Here is a 15,189-nt window from a genome sequence, read left to right on the forward strand (position 1 = left end):
AAATTTATGTTAAAACCACTTAAAACCATTCTTTCTTTAGGCATTATCGTAAGTTCGTTTACTGCTTGGGCCGTAAATCCGATATCAATAAAAAAAGAAACTCCTGCGTATGTTATTGATGTTAAATATCCTCAGGGATTTAAGGATCCACGTATTAGTGCAGTAGTGCAAGACTTCATCGATAAAACAAAAAGTAGTTTTTTTAAAGAGCTTGCTGATGATGCCGACGTGCCTTTAGATGCACCTGGAAAATCCGGCTTGAATGTCACGTACTCTTTGCCTTACAAAACACAAGATGCTTTGAGCGTTGCATTTAATATTTCGATTAATCATCGTGGAGCTGCCCATCCTTCAAACACTGTTGCCGTGTTGAATTTTATCCATGGAAGCCAGGTCCAGTTAGCTGATTTATTTCGACCTGAAACAGATTATTTAAAACCTATAGCCAGTTTCTGCAGTAAAAAAATTGCTGAGAAAAATATTTCAGACAAAAAATGGCTCGAGGAAGGCACTAAGCCTATAGACAAAAATTATAAGATCTGGTCTTTTTCAAAAAATGGGATAGATATTATTTTTGATACCTATCAAGTAGCAGCCTATGTTTATGGTCCGCAAACGGTAAACATACCTTTGTCACAGATTTCTTCTTTACTAATTCCTGAAGTAAAGAATAGTGTTTGGGGTCGTTAATGGCTGATACTCCTTATATAGCTGCCGACAAAAAAGTGGCTGAACTTACTTTTCGAGTGGTGTTCCTTGCTATCATATTGACCGTGTTGTTAGCGATGTCTAATGCGTATCTTGCTTTGAAACTAGGGATTTTAACTTCAGCATCTATACCTGCTGCAATTATTTCCATGGGGGTCTTACGTTTTTTTAAAAACTCTACCATTCTAGAGAATAATGCCGTGCAAACCGCAGCTTCTGCAGGTGAGGCTGTTGCAGGGGGGATTGTTTATACCATCCCAGCATTGATAATTATTGGTTATTGGAATCATTTTGATTATATGACCAATTTTTTCATTGCAGTATGTGGTGGAATTCTAGGTGTATTATTTTCCATTCCTTTACGACGTATTTTGGTTCATGATCCCTCATTGAAATTTCCGGAGGGACGTGCAATTGCTGAAGTATTAAAATCGTCCGCCGAAAGAACAGGCATCAAAGACATATTAATCGGTGGGGGAATAGGCGCGCTTATCGAATTATTCCAAACTGGATTTAAAGTAATTGCTAACAGTTGGAATTATTGGTTTGTGGTAAAACGCTCTCTATTTGGTCTAGGCGCAGGTTTTTCTGCAACGATGATCGGTGCTGGTTATCTTGTTGGTCATGATATGGCAATCAGTATCTTCTTAGGTGCAGTGATATCGTGGCTAATTGCTTTACCTATTGTTAGTCAATTTTATCCCGAATTTCTAAATCAGCACCCTGCAGAGCAAGCTGCATCCCTATTATGGAATAGTGAAATGCGTTATTTGGGAATAGGGGCTATGTTGTTTGCTGGTGTGTGGACTTTTTTAAAATTGGCTAAACCTCTTTCTAGAAGTATCCAGACGTCCCTGAAAACATATACGTATAAAGGAATGGATGCGCGGGTACCACGTACGGATAAGGACATTCCTTTACCTTATATTTTGATAGGTATCGGTGCCTTAGCTGCAATCCTGTTTCTCTTTTTCCAGCTTGTTCTTCCTTTACATTCAGTAGGATTGGATAATGAATATTCTCCAACCCTAATTTTCATTGCCGTTCTTTATGTCTTGATTATAGGTTTTATTTTTTCAGTTATTACGGCCTATTTTTCTGGTATGGTTGGTGTCACAGCAAGTCCTGGAAGTTCAGTTGTTATTTCGGGGATGCTTTTTGCTGCCTGGTTGTTACTCGTTGCGGTAGATCATTTATTACCCTTACCGCTAAAGCCCGAACAAATTAAGGCTGCAGAAGCGATTACAATTATGATTGGCGCAGTAGTCACTGGTATTGCGGCGATTGCAAATGATAATACCCAAGATCTTAAAGTAGGGCAGTTGGTTGGTGCAACTCCATGGAAACAACAATTGATGCTGTTGCTGGGCGTAGTAATTTCCTCCTTGGTTATTCCGCCGGTAATGCAATTATTATTTAATGTATATGGGATTGCTGGTGTTATGCCACAGGCCGGGATGGATATTACTCAGTCATTACCTGCGCCTACTGCTGCTTTAATGGCAGCCATTACAGAGGCTGTTTTCAGAAATTCATTACCATGGACCATGATGTTTATTGGTTCGGCAATTATTTTGATTATTATATTTCTTAATCACTTTTTGCAATTACGACGCTATTTAAATTTATCCATTCTAGGCGTTGCAATAGGGATGTATTTACCACTTTCTTCTTCATTTCCATTGTTTATTGGGGGAATGATTGCATTGTTTGTTGAAAGACGTTTAAACCGTACAGTGCCTGTTAAAGAACAGGCAGTAATTCGTAAACAAAAAGGAACACTCATTGCCTGTGGCTTGGTAGCTGGTTCTGCTATTATGGACGTCCTGCTTGCAATTCCATTTTCAATTTTCCAAAGTCCTGATGCTTTGCAATTGGTAGGACCAAGTTGGAATAATATAGGTGTTTATTTGGGAATTTTATCCACCTTATTTCTTGCTTGGTGGATCAATCATAGAGTGGTTGGAAAAGGAAACGACTCAAATTCATAATTTGTAGCTTGGGTGGGACGAATCGAACCCGGGTTCCGGTCCTGCGGACCTGGACCCAGGCTACCATTTTTTACAATGACTCAACTCTGATTTTATGTTGCAACAGCTTTTCTTTAGTTTGTTGTGCTTGCGCTAATTTTTCACGTTCTTTAGCAATAATTTCCGCAGGTGCTTTATCAGTAAATTTAGGATTATTTAATTTACCTTCAGCAAGACTAATGTCTTTCTCTAATTTGGATAACTCTCTTGATAAGCGAGTCAGTTCCGCTTCTTTATCAATTAAATCAGCCATTGGAATAAGTAATTCAATTTCACCAAGCACAGCAGTTGCTGAGACTGGTATTTTTTCATCTGCTTCCAAATAATGGATCTGGCTTAATTTACTTAATGCTTTTAACGTGTGTTGATATTTTTCCACTCGGTCTTTAAGGATTGGCGTTATATTCCGAATATAAAGCGGAATAAGCTTAGCAGGTGAAATTGACATTTCACTACGGATTGTACGTATTGCTTGAATCGCTGCTTTTAACCATTCTAATTCTTCTTCAATGGTATCATTAATAAACTCGGGGTTCACTTGAGGATAAGCACTGATCATAATGCTGGAACCGTTATCAATGGTTAACTTTGTAGTACGTTGCCAGATTTCTTCGGTAATGAATGGCATTAAAGGATGCAACATTTTAAGAATCTGATCGAGTACGTGAATTAAAGTCTTACGAGTACCTCGTTTCAATGCACTCAAAGCATGTTCATCTTGTAAGATAGGCTTAGACAATTCGAGATACCAGTCACAGTACTCATGCCAGACAAATTCGTAAATTGTGTTTGATAACAAGTCAAATCGATAGGTTTCGAAATAATGATGTACTTTACTTATGGTATGTTGCAATCGTGATAAAATCCACTGATCTGCGGGGGTATATTGAAAAGCTCCATCATCGAAATCCATTTGTTCTTCAGCTGTATTGAGCAATACATAACGCGCTGCGTTCCATAATTTGTTACAAAAATTACGATAACCTTCAACTCGACCTATATCAAAGCGTACGTTTCGGCCGGTGGATGCAAGAGAACAATAGGTAAAACGAAGAGCGTCTGTTCCATAGGAGCTAATGCCTTCAGGGAATTCTTTACGAGTGTTTTTAATGATGGTGTCACGAACAGATTGCAACATTAAATTAGAGGTTCGTTTTGCAATAAGCGAATCAAGATCAATTCCATCAACAATGTCTAATGGGTCAAGAACATTCCCTTTGGATTTGGACATTTTGTGTCCTTCACTGTCTCGAATTAAGCCGGTAATAAAAACTTCTTTAAAAGGAATCTTTCCGGTAAATTTTAGCCCCATCATGATCATTCGAGCTACCCAGAAAAAGATAATATCAAAACCGGTAACTAGAACCGATGTGGGGTAGAACTGTTCTAATTCAGGAGTACGTTCTGGCCAACCCAAAGTCGAAAAGGGCCAAAGTGCAGATGAAAACCAAGTATCCAAGACATCTTCATCTTGCTTTAACACCGTTGAGTCTTTAATTTTATATTTAAAGCGAACATCATTTTCACTATATCCTACGTAGACATTTCCATTGCTGTCATACCATGCGGGTATTCGGTGTCCCCACCATAATTGACGGCTAATACACCAATCCTCAATGTTATCCATCCATTGAAAATAGGTTTTGCTCCAGTTTTCTGGAATAAAGCGAATTTCGCCATTTTTCACTGCAGCAATTGCAGGCTCAGCGAGTGGTTGAGTTTTAACATACCATTGATCGGTTAATAGAGGTTCTATAATGACATTCGATTTTTCACCACGGGGTACTTTTAATTTATGTGGTTCTGTTTTAACTAATAAGCCTTCTGTATCTAGATCTTTAATGATTTGTTCTCGGGCCACAAATCGATCCATGCCTTGATATTTTAAAGGGGCATTTTTATTAATAGATGCTTTTTTAGTTAAGATGCTGATAACAGGGAGTTCATGGCGCTTGCCCACTTCATGATCATTAAAATCATGCGCTGGGGTAATTTTAACGCAGCCACTACCAAATTCTTTATCGACATATTCATCCGCAATAATGGGAATCGTACGATCACAAAGTGGAAGATGAACCTCTTGTCCAATAAGATGTTTAAAACGTGCGTCTTCGGGATGTACAGCAACCGCCGTGTCACCCAACATCGTTTCAGGTCGAGTGGTCGCAACAATAAGAGACTCGGTTGAGTTCACTACTGGGTAGCGAATATGCCAGAGAAAACCATCTTCTTCTTCGGAAAGTACTTCGAGATCAGATACTGCAGTACCTAATTTAGGATCCCAATTCACTAAACGAGTTCCGCGATAAATCAAACCTTCGTCGTAGAGTTGTACGAATACTTTTTGTACGGCGGCGGACAATCCTTCATCCATGGTAAATCGTTCGCGACTCCAGTCTACTGAAGCCCCCAAACGTCGCATTTGTTGCGTTATAGTATTCCCTGATTCATTCTTCCATTGCCAAACGCGTTCTAAAAACTGTTCGCGGGTAAGATCTTTTCTAGAGGTTCCAGCGGCTTCAAGTTGACGCTCAACAACGAGTTGCGTTGAAATACCTGCATGGTCAGTACCAGGTTGCCATAAAGTCTTATGCCCTAACATTCGATGATAGCGGGTCAATGCATCCATAATCGTATGCTGAAAACCATGCCCCATATGCAGGCTGCCTGTTACATTGGGAGGAGGGAGCATAATACAATATCTTTTACCGTCACCATGCGGTTGGAAATAATGATGATTTTCCCAATTTTTATAGCATGCTTTTTCGATTGCTTCAGGGGAATAGACTTTATCCATGATTAAACCTGTACTGATAAAAGACGAAATATTATCACAAATTCAATCGTAAGTTGAATTAATAAGGGTAACAATACTCAGTGTTTAGATTAATTTAGAGGATATTATTATAGCAACTGCCTTGAATTTTATTTTAAGGCAGTTGCTACTCTTGCTTATTTTCAAACTTCTCTAGAATTAACTATAGCGCATTGTGAGGTATTTTGATCTGAGGTTGATGATTCTGCTAGAGCAAACAGACTAAATTGATTGGCCCTAGTGAACCACTTTGAATTTCATCATTTTGTTTGCTATTCGTTTCGAGGAGTTCTTCAAGCTGAAGGTGGCCGAATTTAAGAAGATGTGCCCGTTCGTACTCTTTGTCCTGATTGAGGGCCAATTTATTCTTGATGTAAGGAAGCTAAAAATTGGATGACAGATAAATAACCATTTTTTGTAGCTTCTATAAAAGCATAGTAATTTTCAGCTGTGATCATCTCTTGCAATTGTTCAGAGTTTTTTTCAGCTAAGAAGAGGAGGACCGATAAATGATCGTTTGCAGCAGCAAGTCTAAAAGCCAAATAGTCCTGAGACGTAATCATCTCTGGTAGTTTTTCAGGATCTTGTTCTTCGAGGTATTGGAGGATATGTAAGTGGCCATGCTCCGCAGACTCAATAAAAACGTTGTAATGATTCGCAGCAATCATAGCGTGCAATGCACTTGTAGAATATTTTGTTATTAAATCTTTAAAATAATTCTTATTCCCCCAATAAACTGCCGCATCAAACATCAATTTATCTGACATCCCCAATATATCTCCTATATTGTGAAGGGATTCTGAATTGAGCTCGGGATGACTGAGTGCAATTCCTAGCCAGATACATATTTTTTTCTTTTTCGAGAATGAAACTACTTCTAGATCATCAGTTAATATTTGAAATAAATCATTGTCCTTTTCTTGCATCAGTGGAATTAAATAGTCGGGAAGCTCATTTATAAAAAACTTTTCCCAGAGAGTCTGTGGGATTAGCTTCGCTTGTGCATGACACATTCTTTTTTCATGCGTTGAAAATTTCACTTCTATAAACTCAAATCATGATATGAATATGTGGCTAATAAGCAACCATTATGTTCATGACAGTGGCTTTGAGTAATTATTAAAAATTGCTTGTTTATATAAGAGGTATACAAATTTCTTATGGAGAAGCCCTAAAAGTGCATTCCAGTAATGGATAAAATTTGAAAGTCTTTTATTTAAAGGATGCAAGTCTTTTACCACTTATTCAAATTTTTAATGCTCGAACTAATTAAGTGGGATAACCAATGAACTCCTTCGTCATATTGACTCTTACTGTGCATTACAAGGTAAATAGGGGTGGGTTCTAAATTGAATGGCAGTGGCTGCATTTTTAATCGAAACTGTTCTGAAAAAATATTAATTAAAAAACTTGGAGCCGTGGAAATCACTGTGTCGGAATTTGCTACTGCAAAAATTGCAGGCAAAATATTTTTTACGAAGAGTATATCATTGCGTATTTTTTTCCGTTTATGTAGATATTCTGCTGAATGACTGTATCTTTCTGGATTAAAACTAAAGGCAATATGTTTACAGGTTAAATAATTTTTTAAAGATAATGGCTTGTGTATGAGTGGATTATTTTGGCTCGCAAAACAAATAATTTCTTCCTCATATAATTTTTCTGCTTTAAGCACCGAAGGAAATGAGTTTTCATTAATAGCCCCTATTGCTACATCGACGTTATCATCAATAAACAGAAGAGGATTATCCGCCATAGATTCAATAGTGGTGTCAATAACAATATGGGGTAGTTTTTCAAGGGCTGAAATTAAGGACGGCAATAAGATTAATTCAACATAATCAGGTAAAGCAATCTTAAATGATCTCTTTGAATGAAGGGGATCGAATCGTTCGCTAGGTTGCAAGATATTTCCTAAATCAAACATTACTTGTTCTAATTGAGGTTGCAATTCTTTTGCTTTTGGAGAAAGAAAATATCCCCCTTTACCAGGAATGAGCAGCGGATCCTTAAATAATTCTCTAAGTTGCTTCAAAGAAGAACTCATTGCGGGTTGACTGACGAATGCTTTAGAAGCAGCAGCACTGACACTTTTTTCGGTTAATAAAGCATCTAGATGCAATATTAAATTTAAGTTCATTCGTTTAAAAGGCGTCACGATTTTACCCTTTATAATAATTCTCCCTTACATGAAGTATAAGAAATTTAGAATTGTTTACAAAAGGTATAAGGATTAAAGGTAGACAAATAGTGATAGCTTTAATATTTAGTTGCTATGCTGATGCTGGTTTAAAGTATGCTGGGTTTGGCTAAGCTTCCCCCAGCTCTTACTTTTAATGATTTTTAGTAGGCACTTGAACATCAGGAATTTTTGCTTCATCAAACTGAGGTTCGGCTTTTTTTAAGCGATGGTCTTCTGCAATGTAGGTATACAAGGTAGGAACCACAAATAAAGTGAATCCTGTTCCAATTAACAAGCCCGTGGCAATAACTAATCCTATATCAAAACGACTCACTGCACCTGCTCCACTGGCAATCAAAAGAGGTAATACCCCAAATACCATGGCCGCAGTCGTCATGAGAATGGGTCTTAATCTAATTCCTGCAGCTTCTTCTACAGCAGCTCGTCTGTCCAGGTTTTTTTCACGTTGTAAATGGTTGGCGAAATCGACGATTAAAATTCCATGTTTTGAAATTAAGCCAATTAGGGTAATCAAACCGACCTGGGTATAAATATTGATGCTTGCCAAACCCAAATTCAAAGGAATTAAAGCACCGCAGATTGACATGGGTACGCTGATTAAAACGATTAGCGGATCGCGGAAACTTTCATATTGAGCTGAAAGTACCAAAAAGATAATGATGATTGCAAAAACGAATGCAAAGAGCAGGGCGCTCCCTTCTTGGATAAATTGCCTTGACTCACCACCATAATCAAAAGAAAAGCCTTTAGGTAAAGTATCATTGGCTGCATCTTGTAAGAATGCGAGACCTTCGCCTAAGGTTTTTCCAGGCATCATGACTGCTTGAATGGTCGCAGAATTCATTTGTTGAAAATGTGATGCTGCGTTAGGTGCAGTTCTTTCTTTGGCGGTGACTACCGTTGAAAGAGGGACCATGGTGCCGTTAATTGTTTTCACATATATTTGCCCTAATTGCTCAGGAGTCATGCGATAGGAGCGGTTTAATTGGGGTATTACCTGGTAACTGCGTCCTTCTAAGTTAAAATAATTTACATAACCACCGGATAAAGCACTGGTTAAGCTGCTTCCTACCGCTTGCATATCTAATCCCATTTCTGAAGCTTTGGAGCGATTAATATCCAATACAATTTGCGGCTTATTGAATTTGAGTGAATTATCGACGTAAATAAATAAACCACTTTTTTGGGCTTTTTCGGTCAGTTTATTGGAAACATCAAGTAAGCTTTGAAAGTCATTTGTGGTTTTGATGACGAATTGAACTGGCGTACCACCTCCGCCACCTGGAAGGGGAGGGGGGACAATTGCAAAAGCATTTAACCCAGCAACTTGTGACAATTTATCTTGCAAGGGTTGTTTTAAAGCAAACTGACTTTTACTGCGTTGATTCCATGGTTTTAATACCATTCCTGAAATGGTTTGACTGCTGTTGTTTACAGTAAAATAATTTTCTGTTTCCGGGAAACTTTTATAAATGTCATCAAATGGCTTGGTGAATGATTCAATATAATTAAGTGTCGCATATTGAGGAATCATCGCCATCACAAAAAAGAAGCCCTGGTCCTCATCGGGGGCTGTTTCAGCTGAAGTATGAGTATAGAGATAAGGCAGCATCAGTATAACAACGGCTGCAAAAAACAACATAATTACCCGAGTGTTCAGCAAACTATGTAATGCTTTTTGATATCTTACTTTGAGTTTATTGAAAAAAGTATCAAGAAAATGAACAAGCTTGCCACTACTAATATCTTTAGATAATACCCTTGAGCACATCATAGGAGAAAGAGTTAATGCAATAACTCCGGAAATGATTACTGCACTGGCTAAAGTAAAAGCGAACTCTTTGAACAAGGCGCCTGTTAATCCCCCCATAAATCCAATAGGTGCGTATACCGCCGCCAAGGTAATCGTCATTGCAATGACTGGAGTGGCTATTTCTCGGGCCCCAATCAATGCAGCGTCAAAAGGAGTTTTTCCTTCCTCGATATGTCGATGGACGTTTTCTACGACAACAATGGCATCATCGACTACCAAACCAATGGCTAGAACAAAGGCGAGTAATGTAAGTAAGTTGATACTGTACCCTAGAATAAGCATCAAGGTGCATACACCAACTAATGAAAGTGGAATGGTTACAACAGGTATGAGTACTGAACGAATGGAGCCTAGGAATAGAAAAATCACTACAATAACAATTAGGCCTGCTTCAATAATGGTATGCGTTACTTCATCCAGAGATGCTCTAATAAATGCTGTCGCATCATAAACTATTGTGCCTGTTAAGGATGGCGGAAACTCTCTAATAACCGAAGGAAGTATTTTTCTTACATCACTGATGACGGTTAGAGGATTTGCAGTAGGAGTCGGCGTAATGGATATAAATACTGCTTTTTTGCCATTGAATGTTACGGAGGTATCGTAGTCTTGTGAACCTAGTTCAATTCTCCCAACATCGCGTAAACGAACAATGGAGCCTTTATCACTTTTAACAATCAGGTTACTAAATTCTGTTGTGTCATTCAGATCTGTTTTTGCAGTGATGCTGATTGCAACGTATTCACCTTTAGTATTTCCTGCTGCAGTGAGGAAGTTATTTTTGGCAAGTACCATTGAGACATCTGAGGGAGAAACCCCCAGTGCAGCCATTTTAATAGGATCAAGAAAAATTCGCATGGAATAGGTGGCGCCACCCAAAATCTCGGCTTTAGCTACACCATCTACTGTTTGCAGCTGCGGCTGTACAACACGGGTAGCATAGTCAGTGATTTGTTGAGGGGTCATTTCTGTACTGTCTAAACTAATGTACATCAATGCTGTTGAGCTATCCGATGTTTTCAATATGACTGGTTGTTGAGACTCTTTGGGCAATTGGTTAAGTGTTTGTTGCACTTTACTCATCACATCAGTAAAAGCCACTTGAGGATCAAAGTTTAATTTAATATTTAGAGTAATAGTGCTTAAGCCTTGAGTACTGGAGGAGGTCATGTAATCAATCCCTTCCGCACTGGCTACGGCTTTTTCTAAAGGTGAAGTAATGAATCCTGCAATAAGATCGGCATCCGCACCAGGGTATCCCGTCATAATGGTAATTACTGTATTGTCCATGCGGGGGTATTGACGAATTTGCATCTTATAGATGGAGTTAATACCAAAAAGCAGAATGAGCAAACTAATTACCATGGCAAGTACGGGCCGCTTGATAAAAAGATCGGTAAACTTCATAACGTGTTCCTGATTAAAAAATTTTATAATAGGTGTGATACCTATAAAAATTAACCTGGGTTACGCTTCGCTGCACCCAGGCTACTACGATTCAATTTAGTTTATTGTCCTAACATATCCGGATTACTAATTTCATTTAGTTTGACATCATTATTGATTACAACAGGCGTGCCATTTTGTAATTTTATTTCTCCGGCACTTACAACTAATTGTCCTGCCTTAATTCCTTTTTTGATTACAGTATAATTTCCGCGTTGTTCTCCTGTGGTAACAAAAACACGCTTAACGGTGAGCAGATCAGAACCGTCGGGGTTTTTCTTACCCTCTGCATTTTTCTCTATAATGTACACTGCGTTACCGTATAAGCTGTAAGATATTGCGGTTGATGGCACAATCACTGTATTAGGCTCAGGAGGTTGACTTATTTCAATTGAAGCAAACATACCAGGTACGAAGGTAAAACTATGAACTTTATTCTTGCTGTTTAAATCAGAATTACAAGTAACAATTCTTTTAGTACCCATTGGCTCTTTTCGGGTTTGAACTAAGGGAGAATGTTCAGGGTCTTTAATTGCAGCTGCAGGGCAATTAGCCAGCGTACCTTGGACTAACATATTGTGTGTGTTTAGATCCACTTTAGAGTTAATCGCAGTTACTTTGGCCTCAAACAGCGCATTAGGAAATCCTTCTACAGAAAATGTAATGCTTTGATTGGGTCGAATACGTTTATACATTTGTTCTGGGAGATAAAACTCTAAATACAATGGGTCAAGTGATTGTAAGGAAACAATCGTTGTTTGCCCTGGGCTGATAAATTGGCCTAGATTTACTTGCCGTATACCTAATTTGCCCGCAAAAGGTGCAGTAATATGCTTTTGATTGATCTGTGCTTGAGTTTGATCTAATTTTGCCTGGGCTTGATCGAGATTTGCTTTAGCTTCATCAACACTGGAAATAGGGGCAGCACCTCGTTTATATAAGTCATCTTGACGTTTGTAGCTAAGTGTTTTCAGAGTTAATTCTGCTTGATTAAATTTTAATACTGCTTGATCAATGCTGTCATCAATAGTAATTAAGGGCGCATTTTTATCAACATACTGTCCGGATTCAAAATCAATTTTTACCACATTTCCTGAGGCCTGAGCGCTTACATCAACCCCATTAAATGCAACGAAATTCCCCACAGCGTTAATGCTAGGCTGCCAGTCAACTGATTTGGCAACCGCTGAGGCAACAGAAACAGCAGGTGGTTGGTAGCTTGCAAAAAAACGCTTAATCAAAAATGCTTTGATCAGGTTAAAAGCAATGATCCCACCGAAAACAATCAGTAAGGCTACTCCCATGATGATCATTCGCTTTTTCATTAATACTCCCCTAAATGCTTAAAAAAAACGATAATTTTGAAACCCGCCAAATATAACATGAAAGATGAATATTATTACCCTTATTGTGCTTATAAGTTTCAATTTTATTTATTTCATGGTTATAAAAATATCCTATTGACTAAATACAACACTTTGCTACTATGCAGCTTTTATTAAACGAAGGAGAAACCATGAAGTTGAAGTCCTTGTTATTTGCTCTTTGTTTTAGCTTGATAGGTCAAGCTTTTGCTGCAAATGCACATTTGCATCCTAAAGCTACCGAAGCTGACAAAAATAAACCTGCTGGTAAATCAATGATGTATCCAGGTTATTGTGAAATTGAAATCATCAATAACAGTGTTGATAATGTTCGTGTATACGGTTCTTTTGATGATGGTGCTCCTTTAGATCCATTCACAATATTTTACTATGATGCACCTCATTACATCAGCTTGTACTACTATGGTTACTGTCACTCTGGCATGAACCTTTTAATCCAATCTCCTTATGGAACTATTTACTCTGGTTGGACTAATGTAAATAGTACCGTACGTATCGTTAATTACCTGAACAAAGGTATTAAAGGTGATAAAGTTGAGATTACACCTAAGAAATAAGTAATTTCTAAAAATAAGCGTTAGCTTATTTGACGATAGGGAAGTTGCATGCAATGCACCTTCCCTTTTTTATTTGTATTTCAGGAGTTGTTCATGAAGCGTTTAATCCCTTGTCTTTTGTTATTACCCCTATTGACTTCGTGTGAGCTGAGCGAACCGGAATATTATGATGCAGGTTATTATCACTCTGTTCCTCCTCGCGCTGAAATTTATGGTTTCGATGAGCGTCCACATGACTACCGTCATCCTTCTCCTTATCATCGAGGTCACAAAAAAACAAATGCAGCACCAAGTCAGGCTAAGGTGCATGGCCATAGTCAACAGACTCATGAGCATACTTCTAATCAAAAACAAGTGGTTGTGAACAACTCAACTCAGAGCAATGTTCATGGACATGAAAAGAAAAAAAATCAGACAGTGAAACAACATCCTTCAGAATCTGGATCTAAGGTTGTAGTTACTGAATAATGAAAAGTACTTATGAATGGAATCTATGTGTGATTTTCCTGGGCATGCTTGGTCATAGCCCAGGGAATGCACTTTTTTAAATCAAAAATACAGCATGATTTTCAATTTATATTCACAATTCGTAACAAAGTAAATTTTGTGGTAGTCTTAGGACGTTTTTTCTTTAGGGGTTTTGAGGATGCGTAACTCACTTAAAATACTGTTTGTAGGACTTTTATCTATACTTATCATAGCATGTGTTGCTTCTCCTGGAAGTGAAAGTACTGGAGAGTTTTTGGATAGTTCGACTACCACTACTAAAGTCAAAGCAACATTAGTGAATCAATTAGGGCGTACGGGTTTAGCCGTCCAAGTTAAAACCTTTAAAGATGAAGTGCAACTTAGTGGTTTTGTTGCTACCCCAAGATTGAAGCAAAGAGCAGGGATGATTGCTGCAAGCGTGGATGGTGTTAGAAAGGTACGTAATGACATCATCGTTAGACCTTAACCATTTTCCCAAGGATTACTCATGTTTGACCGAAGCTATACTATAGAAAATTTTGATAATGAATTATTTCAAGCTATTGTTGATGAGCAACGCCGGCAAGAAGAGCATGTAGAGCTTATTGCCTCGGAAAACTATGTGAGTCCTCGAGTACTGCAAGCTCAAGGTTCGGTGTTAACTAATAAATATGCAGAAGGTTATCCCGGCAAACGTTATTATGGCGGATGTGAGTACGTAGATGTTGCTGAAGAGTTAGCAATCGCTCGTGCTAAAAAACTTTTTTCAGCAGATTATGTTAATGTCCAACCTCATTCTGGATCCCAAGCTAATGCGGCAGTAATGATGGCTTTATTAGTTCCTGGTGATGTTGTTCTAGGTATGGCATTACCTCATGGTGGTCATTTGACTCATGGTTCCAAAGTTAATTTTTCTGGTAAGCTTTATGAGGCGATTCCTTATGGAGTAGATGCGAATACTGGTTTAATTGATTATGATGTATTAGAGAGTTTAGCCCTAGAGCATAAACCTAAATTAATCATTGCAGGGTTTTCTGCTTATTCACGAGTTCTTGATTGGCCACGGTTCAGAGCAATCGCAGATAAGGTCGGGGCTTACTTAATGGCAGATATTGCCCATGTTGCCGGATTGATTGCTGTCGGTCTTTATCCCTCTCCAGTACCTTATGCAGATGTTGTAACCACCACGACCCATAAAACACTCAGAGGGCCAAGAGGTGGAATGATTTTCTGTCGTGCAAACGAGGAAATAGAAAAAAAATTGAATTCTTCTGTTTTCCCTGGAAACCAGGGCGGACCATTAATGCATGTGATCGCTGCCAAAGCAGTTTCTTTTGCTGAGGCCTTACTGCCTGAATTTAAAACCTATCAACAACAAGTTTTGTTGAATGCTAAGACAATGGCTTCAGTACTTATGAGTCGCGGCTATAAAATTGTTTCAGGTGGCACTGATAATCATTTATTATTAGTTGATTTAATTGATAAGAATATTACTGGTAAAGAAGCTGATGCAGCTTTAGATAAAGCAAATATTACTGTGAACAAAAACACAGTACCTAATGATCCTCGCTCTCCTTTTGTAACGAGCGGCTTACGTTTGGGAACTCCAGCAGTTACAACAAGAGGATTTAAAGAAAAAGAAATAACGCTTTTATCTAATTGGATAGCAGATATTCTTGATGACATTAACAATGAAGCGACCATAGCAAAAGTTAAAGAACAAATATTGCTTTTGTGTCGTGAATTTCCGGTTTATGGATAATT

Annotated in this window: 11 protein-coding genes; 6 read left to right on the top strand and 5 right to left on the bottom strand. The window is 38.2% G+C overall.

The features are described from left to right. The first annotated feature begins 6 nt into the window (after positions 1-6). Together ACWTEW_RS04495 and ACWTEW_RS04500 are read left to right on the top strand one after the other, a co-directional pair. Complete coding sequence (locus tag ACWTEW_RS04495; RefSeq protein ID WP_454780568.1) at positions 7-690, top strand: DUF3298 and DUF4163 domain-containing protein; 684 nt, start codon at positions 7-9, stop codon at positions 688-690. Beyond that, positions 690-2,699 carry an OPT family oligopeptide transporter gene (locus ACWTEW_RS04500; protein ID WP_454780569.1) on the top strand — a complete coding sequence of 670 codons (2,010 nt, stop codon included), beginning with the start codon at positions 690-692 and terminating at the stop codon, positions 2,697-2,699. Before ACWTEW_RS04495 ends, ACWTEW_RS04500 begins: the two co-directional genes overlap by 1 nt. A 70-nt stretch (positions 2,700-2,769) precedes the next feature. Here ACWTEW_RS04500 and ACWTEW_RS04505 read toward each other — a convergent pair whose 3' ends face one another. The 5 genes from ACWTEW_RS04505 to ACWTEW_RS04525 form a co-directional block, all read right to left on the bottom strand. After that, entirely contained in the window at positions 2,770-5,535 is a 2,766-nt protein-coding gene (locus tag ACWTEW_RS04505; RefSeq protein WP_454780570.1) for a valine--tRNA ligase, read from the bottom strand. 380 nt (positions 5,536-5,915) lie between these two features. Continuing rightward, positions 5,916-6,593 (bottom strand): hypothetical protein, encoded by a 678-nt coding sequence (locus ACWTEW_RS04510; RefSeq protein WP_454780571.1) that lies wholly within the window; start codon positions 6,591-6,593, stop codon positions 5,916-5,918. A gap of 194 nt (positions 6,594-6,787) precedes the next feature. Next, positions 6,788-7,714 carry a LysR family transcriptional regulator LelA gene (gene lelA, locus ACWTEW_RS04515; protein ID WP_454780730.1) on the bottom strand — a complete coding sequence of 309 codons (927 nt, stop codon included), beginning with the start codon at positions 7,712-7,714 and terminating at the stop codon, positions 6,788-6,790. A 172-nt stretch (positions 7,715-7,886) separates the two neighbouring features. Then, positions 7,887-10,976: an efflux RND transporter permease subunit gene (locus ACWTEW_RS04520; RefSeq protein WP_454780572.1), complete on the bottom strand. Its 3,090-nt coding sequence runs from the start codon at positions 10,974-10,976 to the stop codon at positions 7,887-7,889. A gap of 101 nt (positions 10,977-11,077) precedes the next feature. Next, on the bottom strand, positions 11,078-12,340 hold the full coding sequence (locus ACWTEW_RS04525; protein ID WP_454780573.1) for an efflux RND transporter periplasmic adaptor subunit: 1,263 nt from the start codon (positions 12,338-12,340) through the stop codon (positions 11,078-11,080). Positions 12,341-12,531: 191 nt separating this feature from the next. Between ACWTEW_RS04525 and ACWTEW_RS04530 the strand changes: the two genes are divergently transcribed. The 4 genes from ACWTEW_RS04530 to glyA all read left to right on the top strand — a co-directional run bounded on the left by ACWTEW_RS04530 (position 12,532) and on the right by glyA (position 15,187). Beyond that, a complete protein-coding gene (locus tag ACWTEW_RS04530; RefSeq protein ID WP_454780574.1) occupies positions 12,532-12,957 on the top strand; it encodes a hypothetical protein in 426 nt (141 codons plus the stop codon). Positions 12,958-13,050: 93 nt separating this feature from the next. Next, on the top strand, positions 13,051-13,425 hold the full coding sequence (locus tag ACWTEW_RS04535; RefSeq protein WP_454780575.1) for a hypothetical protein: 375 nt from the start codon (positions 13,051-13,053) through the stop codon (positions 13,423-13,425). Positions 13,426-13,603: 178 nt separating this feature from the next. Continuing rightward, positions 13,604-13,912, top strand: coding sequence for a BON domain-containing protein (locus ACWTEW_RS04540; RefSeq protein ID WP_454780576.1), 309 nt, complete (start codon positions 13,604-13,606; stop codon positions 13,910-13,912). Positions 13,913-13,933: 21 nt separating this feature from the next. Beyond that, complete coding sequence (glyA, locus tag ACWTEW_RS04545) at positions 13,934-15,187, top strand: serine hydroxymethyltransferase (RefSeq protein ID WP_454780577.1); 1,254 nt, start codon at positions 13,934-13,936, stop codon at positions 15,185-15,187. Positions 15,188-15,189: the final 2 nt, after the last annotated feature.

The sequence above is a fragment of the Legionella stuttgartensis genome (assembly GCF_977063405.2).